This window comes from Variovorax sp. Varisp46 (assembly GCF_059491885.1).
The window spans coordinates 3,591,392-3,608,776 of sequence record NZ_CP168515.1 but is presented as its reverse complement, the minus strand read 5'-3'; the positions used below and the strand labels follow the sequence as shown (position 1 = coordinate 3,608,776).

The window sequence follows — 17,385 nt, the reverse complement described above, 5'->3', positions numbered from 1 at the left end:
ATCGGCTTCAGCCCCGGTGCAGCGGCGTGCCTGGCGCGTCGAGCTCGGCCTTCAACACGTTGCCGTGCGTCGAATCGGTGACGAACAGCGTGGCCCTGTCCGGCCCGCCGAACGCGATGTTCGTCGTCGAGGCTCCCACCGGGCCGCGCAGCACCACCACCGGCTCCGCGCGCGCATTGAGCACCCACACGATGCCGAGCCCCGGGTTGGCGACCAGCAGCCGCCCCTGCGCGTCGACGGCGAGCCCGTCGGGGCCGCTCGGGCCGTAGGAGGTGAAGAACTGGCCGACCTTGGCGACGCTGCCGTCCGCGAGCAGCGGCACGCGCCAGACGCAGTTGCCGCGCGTCACTGCGAGGTAGAGCACCTTGCCGTCGGGCGAGAGCGCCACGCCGTTGGGGCTGGGCACGTTGGACAGCAGCAGGTCGAGCTGTCCGTCGGGCCGCAGGCGATACAGGCGCCCCGAAGGATCGTGCAGTCCGCTCTGGCCCTGGTCGGTGAAGTAGACGTTGCCTCGCGCGTCCAGCACCAGGTCGTTCACGCCCTTGAAGCTCTCGGTGTTGCGCCGCTGCAGGTGCGGCGCGACGCTGCCGGTGCGCGCGTCCACGCGCATCAGGCCGTTCTTGTAGTCGGTGACGAGCAGCGTGTTCGCATCGATGAACTTCATGCCGTTCGGCTCGCCGTCGTATTCGGCAACCAGCGTCCATTCGCCCGAGGCGTCGATGCGGAAGATGCGGCCGAAGGGGATGTCCGAGACGTAGAGGTTGCCGGCGTCGTCGAACACCGGCCCTTCGAGGAAGGAGTCGGTCGGCTGGCCGCCGCGGTTGGCGTCGGCCCAGATGCTCGGCTCGCGGCGCCGGAAGTGCTCGGGCATGCTGGTGAAGGTCTGGAGCTCCAGCACCTGGGGCGCTTGCAGGAAGTACATGTCGGTCTCCTAGTCGGCGCGGATCAGGCGGCCGCGAATCCATAGAGTTTCGCCGGGTTGTCGACGAGGATGCGCCTGCGCACGGCCTCGTCGCCGCACCAGGCTGCGAGCACGTTGGCGAGCGCAGTGTCGTCCACCGTTCCCGGCGTCTCGGTCGTGTGCGGCCAGTCGCTGCCCCACACCAGCCGCTCGGGCGCGGCCTCGACCAGTGCCCTGCCCAGCGTGAAGGCGTCGCGGTAAGCAGGTGCGCCGTCGCGCGAACGCATGTAGACGCCCGAGAGCTTCATCCACGTGTTGCCGCCGTCGAGCAGCCTTCGCGCCACGGTGAATGCCGCTGCATCGGCACCTTCGGCCGGGTCGATGCGCGCCATGTGGTCGATGACCAGCGGCACCGGCAGGGCGGCCAGCACCGGCTCGAGCTCCACCAGCTGCTCCGGATGCACGAAGACCTGGATGTGCCAGCCCAGCCGCGCCACCTTGCGCGCCAGCGTCGTCAGCATCCGCGGCGTGGTGGCGCCCCAGGACTGCGGCGTCACGAAGTTCACGCGCAAGCCGCAGACGCGCTGCGCCGCGAGACGGTCGAGTTCATCGTCGGCCACGTCCTCGGCGACGACCGCCACGCCGCGCGCCTGTTCGCCCAGCTGCGCGAGCGCATCGAGGGTGCAGGCGTTGTCGGTGCCGTAGGTCGAAGGGTTGACGACCACCGTGCGCGATGTGCCCAGCCGCTGCTGCAGCAGCCGATAGGCCGCCACCTCGGCGCGCGGCGGCTGGCGCTTCCAGTGCGGCGACGCGGCAAAGCGCGGGTCGAAGATGTGCATGTGGCTGTCGCATGCGCCTGCGGGCAGCGCGGGCGCGGGGCGATCCAGGCCGACCGAGTGGGGAACCGGCTGCGCGATGGAGGTGGCGTTCATTCGTGCGTTGTCTTCAGTCGAGCTTGATGTTGCCCTTGCGGATCACGTCCGCCCATTTCGCATCTTCCTTCTTCAGGAAGTCGGCGAACTCGGCGGGCGTCGAGCCTACCGGCTGCACGCCGACGTCGACGAAGCGCTTCTTCACTTCCTCTTCCTTCAGCGCCTCGACCACCGCCTTGTGCAGCTTCTCGGCGATGGGTGCGGGCGTGCCGGTGGGCAGGAAGACGCCGTTCCATTCGTAGGCCTCGTAGCCGGGCACCACGGTCTCGGCGATGGTCGGCACCTCTGGCAGGCGTGGCGAACGCTGCGGCGAAGACACCGCCAGCGCGCGCAGCTTGCCGGAGGACACGAGCGGATACGAGGCGGCGATGGTGCTGAACATGAAGTCGACCTGCCCGCCCATCACGTCGGTGATGGCGGGGCCGCCGCTCTTGTAGCCCACGTGCACCATGTCGAGACCGAGCCGCTGGCGCAGCAGCTCCGCCGCGAGCCGCTGCACGGTGCCGCTGCCGCCCGATGCGAAGTTGATCTTTCCCGGCTCGGCCTTGGCCTTGTTCGCGAGGTCCTTGATGTTCTTCAAGGGCGATTCGGCGCGCACGATCACGATGTTGGGCGCCAGGGCGACCAGCGCCAGCGGCTGCAGCGCATTGGCGGCATAGGGCATGCGCGCGAAGAGATGCGGGTTGATCGAGTAGGGCGTGGCGTCGTAGAGCACGGTGTAGCCGTCGGGCGCGGCCTTGGCCGCGAAGCCCGCGCCGATGGTGCCGCTTGCGCCGGGCCGGTTGTCGACGATCACGGTGGTGCCCAGCTTCATGCCCACGCGCACGGCCAGCACGCGCGCGAGCGCATCCGCCGATCCGCCGGGTGCATAGGGCACGACCAGCGTGATGGGGCGCTCTGGATAGGCGGCCTGTGCGGAAGTTGCTGCGGCCGCGATGAGGGTGCATGCGGCGAGCATGCGTCGGATGGCTTTCATGGTGTGTTCCTCTCGTATGCGTTCATTCGGTCTTGAGGTCGAGCGATCGGGCCAGATCGCCGTAGAGCTTGACCTCGCCCGCGAGCTGCGCACCGAATGCGTCGCCGCAGGTGTTGCGGGCCTCCATGCCCAGCGAGCGCAGCTTTTCCTGCGTGGCCGGCGCCTGGGAGAACTCCGTCGCCACGCGGCGAAGCGTGGCCAGCACCTCGGGCGGTGTCTTCGCTGGTGCCAGCAGGCCGTACCAGGCGTCGGCCGTGTAGCCCTTGACGCCGGCCTCCTCGAAGGTCGGCACGCCGGGCAGCAGCGCCGAGCGCTTCGGCGCAGCCACCGCCAGCGCGGTCAGCTTGCCGCTTTGCACCTGCGCGAGCACCGAGCCCAGCGTGGCGAAAGAGCTGTCGACCTGTCCGCCGATGAGATCGGTCACGGCCTGCGCCGCGCCCTTGTAGGGGATGTGGTTCATCGAGGTGCCCGTGAGCTGCGTGAACTGCGCGCTCGCGAAGTGGCCCGAGCTGCCCGAGCCCGGCGTGGCATAGGTGCGCTTGCCCGGCTCGGCCTTCACGGCCTGCAGGAAGGCGCCGAGCGACTTCACCGGCATCGACGGCCCCACCACCAGCGCCGTGGGGCTTACGGCCAGCGAGCACACCGGCGCGAAGGAGCGCACGGCGTCGAATTTGACGCGGTGGCTGTAGAGCGCCGGGATCATCGTGTGGTTCGTCGCGCCCAGCAGCAGCGTGTAGCCGTCCGCCGGCGCCGCGGCGACCGCTTCGGCTGCGAGGATCGTGTTGGCGCCGGGCTTGTTGTCCACGATGAATGGCTGGCCCAGCGCGCGCGATGCGTGGTCTGCGAAGGCGCGCGCCACCACGTCGGTGGGGCCACCCGCCGAAAAGCCGACGAGCACGCGCACTGGCTTGGCTGGCCACGTCTGTGCCTGCGCATGAGCAACTGCCAGCGCAACAGGCAGGCCGATCGCGAGCGCGGCCCAGCGGGCCTTCTTGCCGCTCTTCATTCTCTTGTCTCCTTGTTATTGGTCGGGATGGTGGCGATGCCTTCAGCTGCTCGCCGCCGTCTGTCGCTCCAGCACCTGAAGCAGGTTCTTCGCGGCGCCCACGCCCATGTTGACGTAGGCGTCGCTGGTCACGCCGCCGATGTGCGGGCTCAGCACGATGTTCTTCTCGCCCTGGAAGGGGTGGCCCGCGGTCATCGGCTCCACCGCGAAGCTGTCGAGCCCTGCCATGAAGACCTGGCCCGAGCGCACGGCCGCCAGCAGGGCCCCTTCGTCGATCAGGCCGCCGCGCGCAGTGTTGACCACGATCACGCCGCGCTTGCAGCGCGCCAGCGTGTCCGCGTTGATCAACCCCCGGTTCTCGTCGGTCAGCGGGCAGTGCAGCGAGATGACGTCCGACTCGGCCCAGATGGTCGCGAGGTCCGCGGCCTGCACGTAGGCGGGCAGGTTCTTCGCGTAAGGGTCGAAGCCGAGCACGCGCATGCCCAGCGCATCGACCATGCGCGCGAAGCGCAGCCCGATGGCGCCGAGCCCGATCAGGCCGATGGTGCGGCCGCCGAGTTCGAGGCTCTTGTGCGTCGCCTTGTCCCAGTGGCCCGCGTGCATGCGCGCATCCAGCGCCACCACCGACTTCGCGCAGGCCAGCAGCAGCGCGAGCGCCTGCTCGGCCACCGCCGCCGCATTCGCGCCCACGGCCGCGACCACCTCGATGCCGCGCGCCTGCGCCGCAGCCTTGTCGATGGTGTCGGTGCCGCTGCCGTGCTTGGAGATCACCTTCAGCGAAGGGGCCGCGTCCATGACGGCCGCGCCCACCTTGCCGTAGCGCACGATGATGGCCACCGGGTCGTGCGTGCGGCACAGCGTAACGAGGTCGTCTTCGGTCGGCGTCTTGCCCGCGTAGACGATCTCGTGGCCTTCGAGCAGCTTCACCGCCTGCGGCGCCAGGTCGGCGCCCGTCACCAGGATGGCCGTCACAGCGTCTCGCCTTCCTTCAGGACGCCGGCCGCACGCAGCGCGGAATCGAGCCACTTGGCGGCGGTGTCGCCCTGCTTGATGGCGGCAATGCGCGCGGCCTCGTCCTTCACCTTCTTCGCGGCCAGCGGCAGCAGCGATTCGATCTTCTCGCGCTCCACCACCACCACGCCGTCGGCGTCGCCGATGACGAAGTCGCCCGGACGCACCGTCACGCCGCCGATCGACACCGGATGCCCGATGCGGCCGCCGATGCTCTTGGTGGGCCCGTTCGGATTGGTGCCCGTGCAGAAGACCGGGAAGTCCATCTCGTCGATCTCGATGCTGTCGCGGCAGGCGCCGTCCATCACCACGCCGGCAATGCCGAGCTGGCGGCAGGCGGTCATCATGATCGTGCCCATGAGCGCGGAGCTGAGGTCGCCCTTGCCGTCGATGACGAGCACGTCGCCGGGCTTGGCCATGGCGATGGCGGCGTGGATCATCAGGTTGTCGCCGGGGCGCACTTCCACGGTGATCGCGGTGCCCGCGAGCTTCATGCGGGGGCGCAGGGCCTTGATGCGGCCGTCCAGTGCGCCGCGGCGGCCGGCCACGTCGGCCAGGATGGCGGGCTGGAACTCGGCCGCCTGCGCCACGATGTTCGCGGGCACGCGCTCGAAGTCGCGAATGACGTCGGGGAGGGGAGATGACATGGGGAAACCTCTTGGAGTGATGGTGATGGATGGGAGGAAATGAAGAGGGCGAGGCTCATTCGGGCTTGATGCCCGCGTCCTTGACGACCTTGGCCCACTTGGCCAGGTCCGCTTTCTGGGTGTCGGCGAGCTGCTGCGGCGTGCTGCCCACGAGGGTGACGCCGAGCTTGTCGGCCATGGCGGCGATCTCCGGGTCCTTCAGCTGGCGCACCACCTCGGCGTTGAGCTTCTGGACCACGGCGGCGGGCGTGCCCGCCGGCGCGTAGAGCGCCTGCCACTGCTCGACCACGAAATCCTTGAAGCCGGCCTGGCCCATCGTGGGCACATCCGGCAGCGCCTTCAGCCGCGCGGCCGAGGTGACGGCCAGCGCCCTCAGCTGGCCGCCCTGGATATGCGGCAGCGCCGCGGCCGCCGGCGCGAACATGAAGCTGGTGTGGCCGGCCAGCACGTCCTGGATGGCCGGCGTGTCGCCCTTGTAGGGCACGTGCGTCATGCGCGTGCCTGTCTGCAGGCGCAGCAGCTCGCCCTGCATCTGCAGGATGGTGCCGCTGCCGCCGGACGCGAACGACAGCTCCTCGGGCCGCGCCTTCGCCTGCGCGACGAGGTCTGCCACGGTGCGCATCGGCTGTGCAGTACCGACGACCAGCACGTGCGGAATGGTCCCGATCAAGGTCACCGGGGCGAAGGCTGCAACCGGGTCGTACTGCATCTTCTGCAGCAGGTTCGGCACGATGGCCTGCGGGCCGATCGAGGTGCCCAGCAGCGTGTAGCCGTCGGGCGTGGACCGCGCGACGAAGGCGGAGCCGATGGTGCCGGTGGCGCCGGCCTTGTTGTCGACGATCACCGTCGTGCCCAGCGATGCGCCCAGCCGCTGCGCGATGGCGCGGCCGAGGATGTCGGTGGTGCCGCCCGGCGGGTAGGGCACGACCCAGGTGATGGGCCTGCCGGTGGGCCACTGGCCCTGTGCGAGTGCGGGCAGCGACGCCGCGGCGAGCGCGGACAGGCCCAATGCGCCGAAGCGGCGCCTGTGCATGCGGGTCATATTGTCTCCGTGGAAGCGTTGTTCTGTCTGTCGAAGCCGTAGAGCGCGGCCGGGTTGTCGACCAGCACGCGGCGCAAGGCGTCCGACGTCCCGGTCCAGCCGGCGAGCAATGTCATCTGCTGCGCGTCGTCGGGCATGGCCTGGTGGCCGGCACTGGCGCTGGCGTGCGGCCAGTCGCTGCCCCACAGCACGCGCTGCGGCGCGGCCTGCAGGAAGCTCCTTGCCAGCGGTGCCACGTCCGCGAAGTGCGGCGGGCCTTCCTCGCTCACGATGTAGCTGCCCGAGAGCTTGACCCATGCACGGCCCGATGCGAGCAGGCGCAGGATCAGCGCATGTGCCGCATGCCTGCCGGCCGTCGACGGCGCGAGCCGTGCGAAGTGGTCGAACACCAGGGGGACGGGCAGGTCTTCGAGCACGCCCGCGAGTTGCACCAGCACGTCCGCCGGCGCGAGCAGCTGCAGGTGCCAGCCCAGAGGCGCGACGCGCCTCGCCAGCGGCGCGATCTGCGCGGCGGTGTTCACGACGCCGAGCGAGAGATTGAGCCGGATGCCGCGCACGCCGCAGTCGTGCAGCGAGCGCAGTTCCTCGTCGCCGGTGTTCTCGTCGATGACCGCCACGCCGCGCGCCTGCGCGCCGAAGGCGGCGAGCGCATCGCGCAGGGGGCGGTTGTCGGTGCCGTAGGTGGAGGGCGTCACGAACACCACGCGCTCGGTGCCGGTGCGCTGCTGCAGTCGGCGGTAGTCATGCGCGGTGGCGTCCGGCGGCGTCAGCTTCGCGCCCGGCGCCGGCGGATAGCGCGAGTCGTACAGGTGCACGTGGCAGTCGCAGGCACCCGGCGGTACCTCGACCTGCGTGCGTCCGTGCCCGGCAGAGAAGGGCGCGGTGGGCATGGCGGGCGAAACGGTGCCCGCGACGATGGAGCCGGACATCGGAATCAGTCCAGCCGGACGCCCGAGGCCTTCACGATTGCGCCCCAGCGCACGCCGTCGGTGCGGATCAGCGAGGCGAACTTCTCCGGCGGGCCGGACAGCACCTCTGCGCCCTGCGCCGCGAGCTTCTTCTGCACGTCGGGCGTCGCGAGGGCCTTGTTGAAGGCAGCGTTGAGTTTTGCGATCGCGTCCTTCGGCATCGCCGCGGGGCCCGCCACGCCGAACCAGGTGACCGCCTCGAAGTCCTTGTAGCCCGCCTCGACCATGGTGGGCACGTCGGGCAGGTCGCGGTTGCGCTGCAGCGAGGTCACGGCCAGCGCGCGCAGCTGTCCGCTCTTGATCTGCGCGATGAGCGTCGGCACCGACGACACGTAGAGCTGTATCTGCCCGCCGACCAGGTCGGTCATGCCCTGCGATGCGCCCTTGTAGGGCACGTGCGTGAGCTGGATGCCGGCGACCTTCTGGAACTGCTCGGTCGCGAGGTGGGCCACGGTGCCGTTGCCCGAACTCGCGTAGTTGAGCGCGGTGGGCTTGGCCTTCGCGGCGGCGACCACGTCGGCGAGCTTCTTGTAGGGCGAGGCGGAAGACACGACCACCACCAGCGGCGCCGATGCGACCAGGCCCACTGCCGCGAGATCCTTCACCGGGTCGTAGGGCAGCTTGGTGTAGAGCGACGGGTTGATCGCGAGGTTGCTGGTCTGGCCCAGCACCAGCGTGTAGCCGTCGGGGCTGGCCTTGGCTGCCGCGTCGACGCCGATGTTGCCGCCGGAGCCGGGCTTGTTGTCGATGACGATGGTCCAGCCTTCGGAGGTCGCGACCTTGTTGGCCACCTCGCGGGCGATGATGTCCGTGCCGCCGCCCGGCGGGAACGGCACGATGAGCTTGATCGGGCGCGCCGGATAGGCCTGCGCCGCCGCAATGCCCGAGGCGAGAAGAAGGGCGAGGCCGAGGGCCGCGCGGCGATGGATGGAGCCGTGGCTCGAGGTGCGCATTGATCTGTCTCCGAATCGTTCGTTGGGCGCCGGCAGGCCGTCCTGCGAGGCGTGAAGCGACTTTAGGTTTGCGTTCCATTCCATACAATGGTGGTCCACTGAACGGACCATGGACCACTGTGTGAAACAAACTCCAAGAGCCAGATCCACGCGGAAGGAAGTGATCGAGATGCCGCGCGAAGCAGACGCCGAGGCCGCGGGCGGAGTCACCGCGGTCACCCGCGCGCTGCAGTTGCTCGATGCCTTCGGCATGCAGGACGAGCACCTCTCGCTGGCCGAACTCACCCGGCGCAGCCAGATGCACAAGACGACCGCGCTGCGCCTGCTGCGCACGCTGGCGCTTGCGGGCTACGTGGTGCAGCGCGACGACGGCGGCTGGAGGCTGGGGCCCGCGGCCGGCTGGCTCGGGGCTCGCTACCAGGCGAGCTTCGACGCCAACAACGTCGTGGAGCCGATGCTGCTCGCGCTTTCGCAGGCAACGGGCGAGAGCGCCGCGTTCTATGTCCGCGAGGGAAATTCCAGGACCTGCCTTGCGCGCGTGGAAGGGCCGCAGCCCATCCGGCATCACGCACGCATGGGCGCGATGCTCCCGCTGGACCTGGGCTCACCGGGGCGCGTGATCCTCGCGTTCTCCGGCGAGCCCGGAAAGCTCTACGAGGACATCCGCAAGAAGGGCTACCACTACTCCATTGGCGAGCGCGAGAAGAACGTGGCGACGGTGTCGGCACCTGTGTTCGGGCTGCGCTGGGCGCTGCTGGGGTCGGTGTGCATCTCGGGTCCCTCGGACCGGCTGCCCAAGGCCAAGCTGATCGGGCATGCCAAGACGATCATGAAGGCCGCCAACGAGCTCTCCTATGCGCTTGCGGGCAGGCCCACCGCACAGACGCCCGCTGTCGTTTCGACCTGGCACCCCTGATGGGGCGGAGCCTATGAGCTCTCCCGCTGCTCGATATGGAACGGAATCAGCACCGTCTCCGCAGGCGGCCGCTGCCCTTCGCGCGTGCCGTCGATCACGCGCAGCAGCAGCTCTCCGGCCGCCTTGCCGATGCCCACGCAATCCACTGCCACGGTGGTGATGCGCGGGTGGCAGGCGCGTGCCACCTCGAAGTCGCCGAAGCCCGCGATCGCGATGCGGCCGGGCACGTCCCAGCCGCGGCGCTGGCATTCCATCAGCGCGCCGAAGGCCGAGAGGTCGGACACGCAGATCACCGCATCCACGTCGGGCCATTGCCGGATCAGCTGCGCCACCGCCTCGCCGCCTTGCGCCATCGAAATGGGCGGCTGGCCGAAGCTGATGACGTGGCCGTCGGGCAGACCCAGTTCGCGGATCGCCTGCGCATAGCCGCGCTGGCGGTCGGCGCCGCGCGTGTCGCGGTTCGAGGTGCCGCCGATGAAGGCGATGCGCCGGTAGCCTTTGCCGTGCAGATGCCGCACCATCGAGGCCGCGGCCTCTGCGTTCGAGAAGCCGACCGTGTGCTCGATGGGCGTGGCGGGCAGGTCCCAGGTCTCGACCACTGGCACACCGGCGGCCTGCAGCATCGCGCGTGCGGCGGGCGTGTGCGAGCCGCCCGTGAGGATCACGCCCTCTGGCCGGCGCGCGAGCATGGCGCGCAGCAGGCGCTCTTCGGTTTCCACGCGGTAGTCGGTGTAGCCCAGCAGCACCTGGAGGCCGCGCGCTTCGACGGCCGCGGTGATGCCCTGCGCGGTTTCCGAAAAGTTGGAGTTGTTGAGCGAGGGGATCAGCACCGCGATGAAGCCCGAGCGCTTGCTGGAGAAGGTGCGCGCCGTCTGGTCGATGACGTAGCCCATTTCCTCGCAGGCCTGCAGGATGCGCTGGCGCAGCGCCTCGGAGGTCACGCGGTCGCTGCTCGCGCCCCGGTTGAGCGCGCGCGACACCGTCATCTTCGATACGCCGACGCGCGCGGCCACGTCGGCCATCGTCGCAGGACGGGCGAGGGGGGCGGTGGTGGCTTTGTTTGAGGGCAAGGGCTTCTTCTTTCTCTCTCTCGGAAATGCGGGTTCGAGGATATGCGACACAGCATCTGATACCGATAACCTTTGATTCGCCGAGTTTGATGCATAAAGAATACAGCGAATTACGGTTTCATAAGAATGAAAGATGGCGAAATAGGCGTACGGGAAAGACCTAGGTTACCGGTATCTTTTCGAGTGCACACTGCGAACCCCAACTTCAGGGACCAGCGCTGTGGCCATGACCATCGAAGTCTTCGACTCCCGTTTTGCCTCCGTCGCCCGCGATGCCGGCCCGCTCGAATGCCTGTGCACCGGCGCTGCCTGGAGCGAAGGCCCGGTGTGGATGCGCGAAGACGGCGCGGTGCTGTGGAGCGACATCCCCAACAACCGCATGCTGCGCTGGCATGCCGAGGCCGGCATGAGCGTGTGGCGCGAGGGCGTGGAGTTCACCAACGGCCACACGCGCGAAGCCGATGGCTCCCTGCTGCACTGCTCGCACGGCCGGCGTGCCATCGTGCGCACGCGCTTCGGCTCGGGGCTGCTGCCTCTGGACGACGAGGTCGTGGTCGACCGCTACCAGGGCCGCCGCCTCAACTCGCCCAACGACATCGTCGTGAAGCGCGACGGCAGCATCTGGTTCACCGATCCGCCGTACGGCATCGTGTCCGACCATGAAGGGCACAAGGCACAAAGCGAGTTGGGCCGCAACCACGTGTTCCGCTTCGATCCCGCGAGCGGCGCGCTGCGCTCGGTGAGCGACTTCGTCGAGGAGCCCAACGGCCTGGCCTTCTCGCCCGACGAAAGCCTGCTCTACGTGAGCGACACGTCGGCCGCGTTGCGCACCGACGGTTCGGGGCACCACCACATCGTCGCCTTCGACGTGATCGGCGGGCAGGACCTCGGCAACCCGCGCGTGTTCGCGGTCGTGGAGCCGGGGCTCGCGGACGGCTTTCGCGTCGACGTGCACGGCTTCGTCTACACGAGCAGCGCCGACAGCGTGCAGGTCTACCACCCCGACGGCACGCGCATGGCGCGCATCGCGGTGCCGGAGAAGGTGGGCAACCTGACCTTTGGCGGCAGCGACGGCAACGAGCTGTACGTGTGCGCCTCGACCTCGCTCTACCGCATCCGCCTGAACACCCGCGGGGCGGCCGGCGCATGAGCACCGCTTCTCCACTGCTGCAGTTCCAGTCGATCAGCAAGCGCTTCGGCGGCACGCAGGCCGTCGACAGCGTCACGCTCGACGTGCGCGCCGGAGAAATCCTCGCGCTGCTCGGCGAGAACGGCGCGGGCAAGTCGACGCTCATCAAGCTGCTCGCCGGCATCCATCCCGCCGACCAGGGCGAGATTCTTTTCGACGGCAAGCCGCAGGCCGACTGGCGGCGCAGCGACCGGCGCGAGCAGCCGGTCGCTTTCATCCACCAGGACCTCGGCCTCATTGAATGGATGACGGTCGCCGAGAACGTGGGCCTGGGCACCGGCTACCCGCGCCGCTTCGGCCTCATCGACTGGAAGGCCGCGAACGACACGGCGCGCCGCGTGATGGCGCGCGTGGGCTGCGACATCGACCCCGGCCGCCGCGTGTTCTCTCTTACGCGCGCCGAGAAATCGCTGCTCGCCATCGGCCGCGCGCTCGAAGTAAAGGCGCGGCTGCTGGTGCTCGACGAGCCCTCGGCCAGCCTGCCGATGAGCGACGTGGAGCGCATGTTCGGCGTGCTGCGCGAACTGCGCCGCCAGGGCATGGCGATGCTGTACGTGTCGCACCGGCTCGACGAGGTGATGGCGATTTCAGACCGCGCGGCCGTGATGCGCGACGGCAAGCTGGTGGCCGTGAAGACCACGACGCAGACGAACGAAGGCGAGCTCGTCGGGCTCATCGTGGGCAAGGCGCTGTCGGCTTCGGTGCAGAAGGCGAAGGCCCCGGCGCGGCGCGAGCCCGTGCTGCAGCTCGACGGTGCGGCCAGCGGCAACGCCGGCCCGCTGAGCTTGGCGGTGCACCGCGGCGAGGTGCTGGGCCTCGTCGGCCTGCGCGGTGCGGGCCACGAGGCCATCAGCCGCGCGATCTTCGGCCGCGAGCCGTTGTCGGCCGGCCGCATGCAGCTGCTCGGCAATGCATGCGATTTCACTTGCCCGGCCGACGCCATTCGAGCGGGCGTGGCCTACGTGGCGGGTGAACGCCTCGAGGAAAACCTCGCCGGCTCGATGACCGTGCTCGAGAATCTCTTCCCCAACGCGGCGCTGCACGGCGACCGCGGCCTGGCCTTCGACCGCCCGCGCCGCGAGAACGGCCACGCGCTCTCGCTCATCCAGCGCTTCGACATCAACCCACCCGCGCCTTCGGCCGAAGTGCAGCAGCTCTCCGGCGGCAACCAGCAGAAGGTGGTGCTGGCGCGCTGGTTCCATCTCGACAAGCCGCTGGTGGTGCTCGAGGAGCCCACCGCCGGCGTGGACGTCGGCGCCAAGCGGCAGATCTACGGCGTGCTGCGCGAGCGCGCCGAGGCCGGCACGGCGCTGGTCGTCGTCTCCACCGACTTCGAGGAAATCGCGACCGTGTGCACGCGCGTGCTCGTGTTCCGCGACGGCCTGATCGCCGCCGAACTCACGGGCGAGGCGATCACGGTTGAAAGACTCCTGGCATTGGCAGCAGGCGCGGCAACGCGCGAGGAAATATCAGCATGAGCAGTTCGATCAAGTCCACGGCGCTGGAGCCCGACAAGTCCCTCGACGGCGAGGCCATCTCCCTCGCGCAGGGCATCGGCCGCGCGATGCCGGTCTACGGGCTGGTGGTGCTGATGGTGGCGCTGGCGCTGCTGTTCTCGCTGCTGCTGCCCGACACCTTCCCGACGCTGTTCAACCTGCGCGCGATCCTGGCCGACAAGTCGGTGATCGCGCTGCTGGCGCTGGCCGCGACCATCCCGATGATCACCGGCAAGATCGATCTCACGGTGGGCTACGGCATCGTGCTGTGGCACATCCTCGCGATCAGCCTGCAGACGCAGCTCGGCCTGCCGTGGCCGGCGGCAGTGCTCGTCGTGCTGCTGTGCGCTGCGCTGTTCGGCGTGCTCAACGGGCTCTTGGTCGAGCTCGCGCAGATCGATTCGTTCATCGCCACGCTGGGCACCGGCACCGTGATCTACGCGGTGGCCATGTGGCACAGCGGCGGTCGGCAGGTGGTGGGCGAACTGCCCGATGGTTTCGTCGGCATCGCGGGTGGCAGCCTGCTGGGGCTGCCGGTGGGCGCGTTCTACGTGCTCGCGGTGAGCCTCACGCTGTGGGTGGTCACCGAATTCACGCCGCTGGGCCGCGCGCTGTACGTGATCGGCGCGAACCCGAAGGCGGCGCAGCTCAACGGCATTTCGGTGCGCAGGCATGTGATGGGCGCGTTCGTCGCGTCGGGGCTGCTGTCGGGCTTCGCGGGCGTGCTGCTCGCATCGCGGTTGCAGATCGGGCAGGCGAGCGTGGGGCTCGAATTCCTGCTGCCGGCGCTGGTCGGCGCCTTCCTCGGCTCCACCACCATCCGGCCCGGCCGCGTGAACGTGTGGGGCACGCTGGTCGGCGTGGCCATTCTTGCCATCGGCATCTCGGGCATCCAGCAGTTCGGCGGCGCCTTCTATGTGGAGCCGCTGTTCAACGGCCTGACGCTGCTGGTGTCCATCGGCATCGCGGGCTGGGCGCAGCAGCGGCGCAACCGCTCGATCAAGCGGCGCATCGCCGAGCGCCAGCTCGACCACGCGCAGTCCGTTCCCATCACAACCACCGGAGACAAAGCATGAAGAAGAGTGTTCACGCACGCGCGGCCGCCGCCGTGCTGGCCCTGTGCGCCGCCACGCTGGCGCACAAAGCGATGGCCGACGACTTTCTCGCAGCGGCGAAACAGAAGGTCGAGGTCGCGACCATGACCAAGGAGAAATGGGACGGCCCCACCGCCGGCCCGAAGGCCGCCGCCGGCAAGACCATCGTCTTCGTCGCGGGCGACATGAAGAACGGCGGCATCGTCGGTGTCAGCAAGGGTGTGGAAGAAGCGGCACGCGCCATCGGCTGGACGGTGCGCGTCATCGACGGGCAGGGCACTGTGAGCGGCCGCACCGCCGCGCTCAACCAGGCGTTGGCCGTCAAGCCGGCCGGCATCGTGGTCGGCGGCTTCGACACCACCGAGCAGAAGGCCGCGTTCTCGGGCGCGGCCAAGTCGGGCATTCCGCTGGTCGGCTGGCACTCGGGCGAGCAGCCTGGCCCCAACGAGAAGGCGGGCCTCTTCGCCAACGTGACCACGGTGACCGACGACGTGGCCGACGTCGCCGCCTCGTGGGTGGTGGCCGATTCGAACGGCAAGGCCGGCGTGGTGATCTTCACCGACTCGCAGTACGCGATTGCGCTCTACAAGGCGCGCGCCATGGAGGCCGTCATCAAGAAGTGCGGCGGCTGCACCGTGCTGAGCTTCGAGGACAGCCCGATCGCCGAAAGCTCCACCCGCATGCCGCAGCTGACCACCTCGCTGCTGCAGCGCTTCGGCGACAAGTGGACGCACTCGCTGGCCATCAACGACCTGTATTTCGACTTCATGGGCCCGTCGCTCACGGCGGCCGGCAAGAAGGGCGACGGCAACCCGAAGGCGGTGTCGGCCGGCGACGGCTCCGAGGCCGCGTACCAGCGCATCCGCACGCAGCGCTTCCAGGCCGGCACCGTGCCCGAGCCGCTGAACATGCAGGGCTGGCAGATCGTCGACGAACTCAACCGCGCCTTCGCCAAGGAGAAGTGGTCGGGCTACGTGCCCAGGGTGCACCTCGTGACCGTGGGCAACGTGGGCAAGGACGGCGGGCCGAAGAATGTGTTCGATCCGGACAACGGGTATCGCGACAAGTACAAGGCCGTGTGGGGCAAGTAGGGCGCGTCGCTCGATGTCTTCCGCCTGAGCGCGAAGGCGCTCAGAGCCAGTTGCCGCTCTGCGGCATCTGCACCTTCTCGGCCGGGTCGCTGCCCGTGACGAACGAGCCGATGAAGATGCTCAGCAGCGAGATGAAGATGCTCGCGAACAGCGCGGTCCAGAAGCCCGACACCCGGAAGCCTTTCACCAGCGCGGCTACCAGCAGGATCATCAGCGCGTTGATGACCAGCAGGAAGAGCCCGAAGGTCACCAGCGTCAGCGGCAGCGTGAGCACGATCAGCAGCGGCTTGACGATCGCGTTGGCCAGGCCCAGCAGCAGCGCCGAGACCACCAGCGCGCCGGTGCTGTCGAACTTGAGCCCGCGAAAGAGGTGGCTGGCCACCCACAGAGAGAGGGCGGTGATGGCCCAGTGGATGAGGAAGGGGGTCAGGTTGTTCAGCATGGGGTTCGGGTTGCACAAGCAGATGCCATGTTAGCCGGGGTGCCTGTGCCCACCCCGCCCGCCGGCAGGGCATGAATCCTTCCTGCTTAAGGTCCGGATCGGCGGGCGCCGTTTTCGAAGGTTACCTGGTGAAACGATGTTGGGCGGCCCGTTAAGATCCCCGGTCTTATGGCCAATGCGTCGATCGCCAGCATGACCCCCGCCCCGGCTTCGGCCGACGAAGCCGAATCATGGGTGCGCGGCGAACTCATTCGCAGCCTCATGCGCTCTGCGAAGGGCTCGTATTTCGTTTCGGGTGCGCTGATGCCGGCAATGGTCGGCCTGAGCTGGGCGTACGTGCCCCGCTGGGAACTGCTGACCTGGCTGGTGGCAGGCTTGCTCGCCACCGCCTGCCGCGCCTGGGGCGCACAGGTCTACGCGGTGCGCTATGCCGGGCGCAGTGCGGCGGCGCAGCAGCAGTTCACGGAACGCTATGGCTTCGTCTGGAGCACCAGCGCGGTGGTGTGGGGCCTCTCGGTGCTGCTGTTCTTCGAGCGCACGCCGCAAGTCAACCAGTTCATGAGCTGGCTCATCGTGGCCGGCGTGGGCACCTTTCCGCTCAACGGGCTGGCGCTGCATCCGCCGCTGCTCAAGCGCTACGTCAACACGCTGTTCATCACGATGCTGGGTGCGGTGTTGCTGCGCCTGGCCTCGATCACCCTGCAGCATCCGCAGTTCCAGTTCGGCTACCTGATGCCGGTGCTGCCGGTGCTGCACTGGTTCCTGCTGCTGCGGGCGGGGCGGCACATTCACGAGACGGCGCGCAACAGCCTGGAGCTGCTGTTCCATAACCATATCCTGATCAAGTCGCTGACCCAGCAGCGGCAGGCGGCGGTATCGGCCGTGGCCATGAAGAACCGCTTCCTGGCCAGCGCTGCGCACGACATGCGCCAGCCGGTGCTGGCACTTTCGTTGTACGCAGATTGGCTGCGCAACGAGCCTGAACTGGTGCTGGAGCTCGCGCCCAAGATCGTGCGCGCCACGCACGCAGTGAATGCACTGTTCGACTCGATGTTCGACCTGGCGCGCATCGATTCGGGCCAGGTGCGCCTGCACGTCGAGCGGGTCGACATGTCCGAGCTGCTGCACGACCTCGAACTGCAATACCGCCCGGTAGCCGAGAGCCGCGGACTGGACTTCCGCGTGCACGCGTGCGAGGGCTCGTTCCTGACCGACCCGATCCGCGTGCGCCGCATGATCGGCAACCTGCTGGCCAACGCGATCAAGTACACGACGGAAGGCGGCGTGCTGCTGGCCGCGCGGCAGACGCGCGACGGCCTGCGCGTGGAGGTGTGGGACACCGGCATCGGCATCGCGCCCGAGCATCTGCGCGACGTGTTCCTTGAGTTCTACAAGGTGGCGGACCATGCCGGCACCTCCGACGGCTTCGGCCTCGGGCTGGCCATCGTTGCGCGGCTGTCGCACGTGCTGGGCCACCCTGTCAGCGTGCGTTCGCGCCTGGGCCGCGGCAGCGTGTTCCGGGTGGCGCTGCACGACGCCGACGAGGCGGTGGCGCAGGCGCGGGTGAGTGCGTCGGGTGGTTGAGCAATCGTCCTCATGTGCTCTTGCGCCGCCCATAAAAAAACCGCGCTGATGCGCGGTTTTTCATTTC

General features: G+C 68.9%; 17 protein-coding genes. 6 read left to right on the top strand and 11 right to left on the bottom strand.

Translation table 11 applies throughout. The features are described 5' to 3' along the window. Nucleotides 1–7: 7 nt before the first annotated feature. The 9 genes from ACEN9N_RS16920 to ACEN9N_RS16880 are packed head-to-tail and all read right to left on the bottom strand — an operon-like array spanning nucleotide 8 to nucleotide 8,436. Nucleotides 8–922: an SMP-30/gluconolactonase/LRE family protein gene (locus tag ACEN9N_RS16920; protein WP_495654073.1), complete on the bottom strand. Its 915-nt coding sequence runs from the start codon at nucleotides 920–922 to the stop codon at nucleotides 8–10. 23 nt (nucleotides 923–945) lie between these two features. After that, complete coding sequence (locus tag ACEN9N_RS16915) at nucleotides 946–1,833, bottom strand: amidohydrolase family protein (RefSeq protein WP_495654072.1); 888 nt, start codon at nucleotides 1,831–1,833, stop codon at nucleotides 946–948. Nucleotides 1,834–1,846: 13 nt separating this feature from the next. Continuing rightward, on the bottom strand, nucleotides 1,847–2,809 hold the full coding sequence (locus tag ACEN9N_RS16910) for a tripartite tricarboxylate transporter substrate binding protein (RefSeq protein WP_495654071.1): 963 nt from the start codon (nucleotides 2,807–2,809) through the stop codon (nucleotides 1,847–1,849). A 22-nt stretch (nucleotides 2,810–2,831) separates the two neighbouring features. Next, nucleotides 2,832–3,815 carry a Bug family tripartite tricarboxylate transporter substrate binding protein gene (locus tag ACEN9N_RS16905; RefSeq protein ID WP_495654070.1) on the bottom strand — a complete coding sequence of 328 codons (984 nt, stop codon included), beginning with the start codon at nucleotides 3,813–3,815 and terminating at the stop codon, nucleotides 2,832–2,834. A 42-nt stretch (nucleotides 3,816–3,857) separates the two neighbouring features. Then, on the bottom strand, nucleotides 3,858–4,787 hold the full coding sequence (locus ACEN9N_RS16900) for an NAD(P)-dependent oxidoreductase (RefSeq protein WP_495654069.1): 930 nt from the start codon (nucleotides 4,785–4,787) through the stop codon (nucleotides 3,858–3,860). Further along, the gene (locus ACEN9N_RS16895; RefSeq protein ID WP_495654068.1) at nucleotides 4,784–5,473 is read right to left on the bottom strand and encodes an RraA family protein; all 690 of its coding nucleotides are present in this window, start codon (nucleotides 5,471–5,473) and stop codon (nucleotides 4,784–4,786) included. The genes ACEN9N_RS16900 and ACEN9N_RS16895 overlap by 4 nt, the downstream gene beginning before the upstream one ends. Before the next feature lie 55 nt (nucleotides 5,474–5,528). Further along, the gene (locus tag ACEN9N_RS16890; protein ID WP_495654067.1) at nucleotides 5,529–6,515 is read right to left on the bottom strand and encodes a Bug family tripartite tricarboxylate transporter substrate binding protein; all 987 of its coding nucleotides are present in this window, start codon (nucleotides 6,513–6,515) and stop codon (nucleotides 5,529–5,531) included. Beyond that, a complete protein-coding gene (locus ACEN9N_RS16885) occupies nucleotides 6,512–7,444 on the bottom strand; it encodes an amidohydrolase family protein (RefSeq protein WP_495654066.1) in 933 nt (310 codons plus the stop codon). Before ACEN9N_RS16885 ends, ACEN9N_RS16890 begins: the two co-directional genes overlap by 4 nt. 5 nt (nucleotides 7,445–7,449) lie before the next feature. Further along, on the bottom strand, nucleotides 7,450–8,436 hold the full coding sequence (locus ACEN9N_RS16880; protein ID WP_495654065.1) for a Bug family tripartite tricarboxylate transporter substrate binding protein: 987 nt from the start codon (nucleotides 8,434–8,436) through the stop codon (nucleotides 7,450–7,452). A gap of 169 nt (nucleotides 8,437–8,605) precedes the next feature. On the opposite strand from ACEN9N_RS16880, the gene ACEN9N_RS16875 reads away from it, so the two are divergent. Beyond that, nucleotides 8,606–9,352, top strand: coding sequence for an IclR family transcriptional regulator (locus ACEN9N_RS16875; RefSeq protein WP_495654064.1), 747 nt, complete (start codon nucleotides 8,606–8,608; stop codon nucleotides 9,350–9,352). Nucleotides 9,353–9,363: 11 nt separating this feature from the next. On the opposite strand, the gene ACEN9N_RS16870 is transcribed toward ACEN9N_RS16875, so the two are convergent. Then, nucleotides 9,364–10,374 carry a LacI family DNA-binding transcriptional regulator gene (locus tag ACEN9N_RS16870; protein ID WP_495656394.1) on the bottom strand — a complete coding sequence of 337 codons (1,011 nt, stop codon included), beginning with the start codon at nucleotides 10,372–10,374 and terminating at the stop codon, nucleotides 9,364–9,366. Between the two features lie 274 nt (nucleotides 10,375–10,648). Here ACEN9N_RS16870 and ACEN9N_RS16865 point away from each other — a divergent pair, with 274 nt between their 5' ends. The 4 genes from ACEN9N_RS16865 to ACEN9N_RS16850 are packed head-to-tail and all read left to right on the top strand — an operon-like array spanning nucleotide 10,649 to nucleotide 15,292. Beyond that, nucleotides 10,649–11,572, top strand: coding sequence for an SMP-30/gluconolactonase/LRE family protein (locus tag ACEN9N_RS16865; RefSeq protein WP_495654063.1), 924 nt, complete (start codon nucleotides 10,649–10,651; stop codon nucleotides 11,570–11,572). After that, nucleotides 11,569–13,089, top strand: a complete 1,521-nt coding sequence (locus tag ACEN9N_RS16860) for a sugar ABC transporter ATP-binding protein (protein WP_413315676.1) — start codon at nucleotides 11,569–11,571, stop codon at nucleotides 13,087–13,089. Before ACEN9N_RS16865 ends, ACEN9N_RS16860 begins: the two co-directional genes overlap by 4 nt. Continuing rightward, a complete protein-coding gene (locus ACEN9N_RS16855) occupies nucleotides 13,086–14,183 on the top strand; it encodes an ABC transporter permease (protein ID WP_495654062.1) in 1,098 nt (365 codons plus the stop codon). Before ACEN9N_RS16860 ends, ACEN9N_RS16855 begins: the two co-directional genes overlap by 4 nt. After that, nucleotides 14,180–15,292, top strand: a complete 1,113-nt coding sequence (locus ACEN9N_RS16850; RefSeq protein WP_007836015.1) for an ABC transporter substrate-binding protein — start codon at nucleotides 14,180–14,182, stop codon at nucleotides 15,290–15,292. Before ACEN9N_RS16855 ends, ACEN9N_RS16850 begins: the two co-directional genes overlap by 4 nt. Before the next feature lie 40 nt (nucleotides 15,293–15,332). Here the strand turns inward: ACEN9N_RS16850 and ACEN9N_RS16845 are convergent, their stop codons facing one another. After that, nucleotides 15,333–15,734: a phage holin family protein gene (locus ACEN9N_RS16845; RefSeq protein ID WP_056593660.1), complete on the bottom strand. Its 402-nt coding sequence runs from the start codon at nucleotides 15,732–15,734 to the stop codon at nucleotides 15,333–15,335. A gap of 168 nt (nucleotides 15,735–15,902) precedes the next feature. Here ACEN9N_RS16845 and shkS point away from each other — a divergent pair, with 168 nt between their 5' ends. Further along, on the top strand, nucleotides 15,903–17,318 hold the full coding sequence (gene shkS, locus ACEN9N_RS16840; protein ID WP_007837192.1) for a surface-behavior sensor histidine kinase ShkS: 1,416 nt from the start codon (nucleotides 15,903–15,905) through the stop codon (nucleotides 17,316–17,318). Nucleotides 17,319–17,385 lie beyond the last annotated feature (67 nt).

Bases quoted from the DNA above. Each gene is read 5' to 3' on its own strand.
- ACEN9N_RS16850 (WP_007836015.1), top strand. From the start codon at position 14,180: ATGAAGAAGAGTGTTCACGCACGCGCGGCCGCCGCCGTGCTGGCCCTG.
- ACEN9N_RS16895 (WP_495654068.1), bottom strand. From the start codon at position 5,473: ATGTCATCTCCCCTCCCCGACGTCATTCGCGACTTCGAGCGCGTGCCC.
- ACEN9N_RS16880 (WP_495654065.1), bottom strand. From the start codon at position 8,436: ATGCGCACCTCGAGCCACGGCTCCATCCATCGCCGCGCGGCCCTCGGC.
- ACEN9N_RS16845 (WP_056593660.1), bottom strand. From the start codon at position 15,734: ATGCTGAACAACCTGACCCCCTTCCTCATCCACTGGGCCATCACCGCC.
- shkS (WP_007837192.1), top strand. From the start codon at position 15,903: ATGGCCAATGCGTCGATCGCCAGCATGACCCCCGCCCCGGCTTCGGCC.
- ACEN9N_RS16860 (WP_413315676.1), top strand. From the start codon at position 11,569: ATGAGCACCGCTTCTCCACTGCTGCAGTTCCAGTCGATCAGCAAGCGC.
- ACEN9N_RS16865 (WP_495654063.1), top strand. From the start codon at position 10,649: ATGACCATCGAAGTCTTCGACTCCCGTTTTGCCTCCGTCGCCCGCGAT.
- ACEN9N_RS16920 (WP_495654073.1), bottom strand. From the start codon at position 922: ATGTACTTCCTGCAAGCGCCCCAGGTGCTGGAGCTCCAGACCTTCACC.
- ACEN9N_RS16875 (WP_495654064.1), top strand. From the start codon at position 8,606: ATGCCGCGCGAAGCAGACGCCGAGGCCGCGGGCGGAGTCACCGCGGTC.
- ACEN9N_RS16890 (WP_495654067.1), bottom strand. From the start codon at position 6,515: ATGACCCGCATGCACAGGCGCCGCTTCGGCGCATTGGGCCTGTCCGCG.
- ACEN9N_RS16915 (WP_495654072.1), bottom strand. From the start codon at position 1,833: ATGAACGCCACCTCCATCGCGCAGCCGGTTCCCCACTCGGTCGGCCTG.
- ACEN9N_RS16870 (WP_495656394.1), bottom strand. From the start codon at position 10,374: ATGGCCGACGTGGCCGCGCGCGTCGGCGTATCGAAGATGACGGTGTCG.
- ACEN9N_RS16910 (WP_495654071.1), bottom strand. From the start codon at position 2,809: ATGAAAGCCATCCGACGCATGCTCGCCGCATGCACCCTCATCGCGGCC.
- ACEN9N_RS16885 (WP_495654066.1), bottom strand. From the start codon at position 7,444: ATGTCCGGCTCCATCGTCGCGGGCACCGTTTCGCCCGCCATGCCCACC.
- ACEN9N_RS16855 (WP_495654062.1), top strand. From the start codon at position 13,086: ATGAGCAGTTCGATCAAGTCCACGGCGCTGGAGCCCGACAAGTCCCTC.
- ACEN9N_RS16905 (WP_495654070.1), bottom strand. From the start codon at position 3,815: ATGAAGAGCGGCAAGAAGGCCCGCTGGGCCGCGCTCGCGATCGGCCTG.